Origin of the sequence: Spirulina sp. CS-785/01 (genome assembly GCF_028330525.1) — a bacterium.
Taxonomy (GTDB): domain Bacteria; phylum Cyanobacteriota; class Cyanobacteriia; order Cyanobacteriales; family Spirulinaceae; genus JAQMSD01.
Window position 1 is genome coordinate 1 of sequence record NZ_JAQMSD010000253.1, and the last position, 3,695, is coordinate 3,695.

The window sequence follows — 3,695 nt, forward strand, 5'->3', positions numbered from 1 at the left end:
GCGTTTACACTTGGGTGTGATCACCCTCTCAAGGTAGCCTACCTTTTTACAGGATTTATGGCTGAGTCTGCACGCTCGTCCCTTTCTAAGTCAACAAAAATTGAACAATGTCAATCAATGTCTAGCTTTCAACGAGCGGAATCCGGTTTAGTTTTTGTAGAATCGCCTCAGAATAACGAGAGCAAGTCTAAGCATTACAAACAGTATAACAGGTAGGGAAATCCGAATCCTGCTTGGGGGGGAGTCTTGCGTCAAAATAGGGGAAAGTAGAACAAAATATACACTGAATATACCCTTAACGAAGAATTAAGCGAGAGAGCAATGGCGGTACTTGAACAAGGCAAAATTACGATCCACACTGAGAATATTTTTCCCATTATCAAGAAGTCTCTCTACACCGACCATGAGATTTTCTTGCGGGAGTTGATCTCCAACAGTGTCGATGCGATCGCAAAATATAAAATGCTGTCCCTTGCAGGAGACGTAGAAGGAGACCCCCCCGAACCCCAAATCGAGATCACCGTAAATAAAGACCAGAAAACCCTCTCTGTCTCCGATAACGGGATCGGAATGACCGCAGAGGAGATCAAAAAATATATCAACCAAGTGGCCTTCTCCAGTGCAGAAGACTTCATCAAACAGTACCAGAAAGAACCCGACCAACAAATCATCGGTCACTTCGGGTTAGGATTTTACTCCTCCTTCATGGTTGCAGGACAAGTCGAGATAGACACCCTCTCCTGTCGTCCAGGGTCCCAAGCAGTCCACTGGTCCTGTGATGGGTCCCCCCAGTTTGAACTGAGTGAGTCCACCCGCACCCAACCCGGAACAACCGTCACCCTGACTCTATTGGACGAGGAAACCGAATACCTAGAAAGCGAACGGATCAAACAGTTAGTGAAAACCTACTGTGATTTTATGCCCGTTCAGATTAAATTTGAGGGAGAACAGATCAACAAACAGCAAGCACCTTGGAAAGAATCTCCCCAAAACCTCACGGATGAGGACTATCTAGAATTTTATCGCTATCTGTACCCTTTTCAAGAAGACCCCTTACTCTGGGTTCACCTCAACACCGACTATCCCTTCATCCTCAATGGGATTCTTTACTTCCCCCCCATTAAACCCGATGTGGACGTGAATAAGGGACAGATTAAACTATTCTGTAATCAGGTATTCGTCAGCGATCGCTGCGACGAAATCATCCCCGAATTCCTGCGTCCTCTCCGGGGAGTCATCGACAGCACCGACATCCCCCTCAACGTCTCCCGTAGTGCGCTGACTAACGATCGCACTGTCCGACGCATCACCGACTTCATCTCCAAAAAAATCGCAGGCCGTCTCAAACAACTCTACCGCGATGACCGGCCCCATTACATCAAATGCTGGGAAGATGTAGGAACATTTGTCAAGTTCGGTTCACTGAAAGAAGACAAATTCAAACAACAAGTTGAAGATATCATTATCTTCAAAACCACCTACGAAGGGGAAAAAAGCGCAGACGAACCCAAAGTCGAAGTCCAAACCGATGAAGGAGACGTTTGGGAAGACACCAACAAGGCCGCAGGGAATGACGGTTACACCACCCTACAAGATTACCTCGAACGGAACAAAGAAAAACACGAAAATCGCGTTTTTTACTGTACTGATCCCTCAGCACAAGCAACTTACATTGAGTTGTACAAAAAACAAGGATTAGAAGTCCTCTACATGGACTCCTTTATTGATACCAATTACTTTATTCCTTTCCTCGAACGGGAATACAGTGATGTCAAATTCTCACGGGTGGATTCTGACTTAGACGAAACCTTATTAGACAATAAAGAGCAAGACTCAGAAATTGTCGATCCCAAGACCAATAAAACCCGTAGCGAAACTGTGAAAGAGCTTTTCCAAAAAGCCCTCAATAACGAAAAAATTACCATTCGTGCAGAATCCCTGAAAACCGACGATCCCTCTGGAACACCCCCTGCAATGGTCATTCTCCCGGAAGAAATGCGACGCATTCAGGAAATGACGGCCTTATTACAACAGAAAAATGTTGAGTTTCCAGACACTCATACATTACTGGTAAATACGGCACACCCCATGATTCAAAACTTGGTCAATATGGCCCAAGGAACAATTGTCACCGGGGAAGGAACATCGAGTACAGAAACCTTGGTTAATCAACTGTGTTGTCATGTGTATGATTTGGCATTAATTTCCCAAAAGAGTTTTGATGCAGACAGCATGAAATCTTTTGTGGAACGGTCTAATCAATTACTCACTCAAGTCACCCAACAGTTGTAAAATTTTCCCTTAATATGCCTTGGGTTCAAACCCAAGGCTAATAGTTTAAACCTGTTAAAATGGGTTAAATAACTGATAAAACCATGACAATTTAGCCGTTACATGGCCAGATTGGAAATAAAATACACCCTAGGTTGAAACCTAGGGCTAATAGTTTGAACCCCTTAAAAACGGGTTAAATGACTGACAAAACCATGGCAACACTTGGCAGAATTGCGCTGATCCGGCACAATAAAGGGATGTAACGTTTTATTAAAAACATAGTGACTGCTGTTACGCTCAATCACGTTCAGAAAGTTTATAACAAAGTTCCGGTCGTAGATGACCTCTCCTTTGAGATTCAACCAGGAGAGATGTTTGGCCTCTTGGGGCCCAATGGTGCAGGAAAATCAACGACGATACGAATGTTGATCACCCTCACCAAACCCACAGAGGGAGAGGTGAGAGTTGCGGGCCATGATGTCACCCGCAACCCTGCCGAAGTCAAGCAAAATATTGGGGTTGTGTTACAGCAAACCAGTGTTGATGGTGATCTGACGGTTTGGGAGAATCTAGAATTTCACGGGAGAATGCACCATATCCCCCCCAGGGAGCGTCAACACCGGATCGATCGCTGGTTAGACTATGTAGAGTTGAGCGATCGCAGAAAAGATATCGTCAAAACCCTCTCTGGGGGAATGAAACGTCGCTTACAAATTGCTCGCGCACTCCTCCACGAACCACAAATCTTGTTTTTAGATGAACCCACCGTCGGACTTGATCCCCAAAACCGTCGTCGTCTCTGGGAAATTATCCGGGATTTAAACCGTCAAGGGATGACCATGTTACTCACCACCCATTACATGGAGGAAGTGGAGTTTTTGTGCGATCGTATTGGTATTATGGACGCAGGAAAACTGATCGAGTTAGGAACATTAGACCAGTTTAAACAGAAGTATGGGGAAGGTTTAGCCATCAAGCAAACAGGCGATCGCATGGAATCCCACTTTTTCCCCACCCTCGCAGAGGCCAACCAGTATCTCGACTCCCTCCCCGACAAAACCGGAGTCATGATCCGCGAATCCAACTTAGAAGATATTTTTGTCGAACTCACTGGCCATCAATTAGATTAGTTGGTTGTTGGTTGTTGGTTGTTTGTGACAAAGGGAACAGGGAACTCCGGAACAGGAAACAGGGAACAGTAAACAGCATCCGAAGGCAGGAGGCAGAGGGCAGATGGCAGATGTTGGAATAAGGAGAAAGTTAACCTAAGAAGAAGGTTAGAAACTAATCAGAGTAAGGCTTTCAGCCTATTTTAAGTGATTTTAGTTTCACCGAGAGTAAACAGTAAATAGTAAATAGTAACCAGTTGTTACTCCCCATCTCCCCCATCTCCCCCATCTCCCCCATCTCCTCCATCTCCC

2 protein-coding genes are annotated in these 3,695 nt (G+C 45.1%); both read left to right on the plus strand.

Annotated features, from left to right (window positions below):
* Nucleotides 1-321: 321 nt before the first annotated feature.
* Nucleotides 322-2,292 carry a molecular chaperone HtpG gene (htpG, locus tag PN462_RS16540; protein ID WP_272129923.1) on the plus strand — a complete coding sequence of 657 codons (1,971 nt, stop codon included), beginning with the start codon at nucleotides 322-324 and terminating at the stop codon, nucleotides 2,290-2,292.
* Between the two features lie 260 nt (nucleotides 2,293-2,552).
* The gene (locus PN462_RS16545) at nucleotides 2,553-3,404 is read left to right on the plus strand and encodes an ABC transporter ATP-binding protein (RefSeq protein ID WP_443029198.1); all 852 of its coding nucleotides are present in this window, start codon (nucleotides 2,553-2,555) and stop codon (nucleotides 3,402-3,404) included.
* Nucleotides 3,405-3,695: the final 291 nt, after the last annotated feature.

Bases quoted from the DNA above. Each gene is read 5' to 3' on its own strand.
- htpG (WP_272129923.1), top strand. From the start codon at position 322: ATGGCGGTACTTGAACAAGGCAAAATTACGATCCACACTGAGAATATT.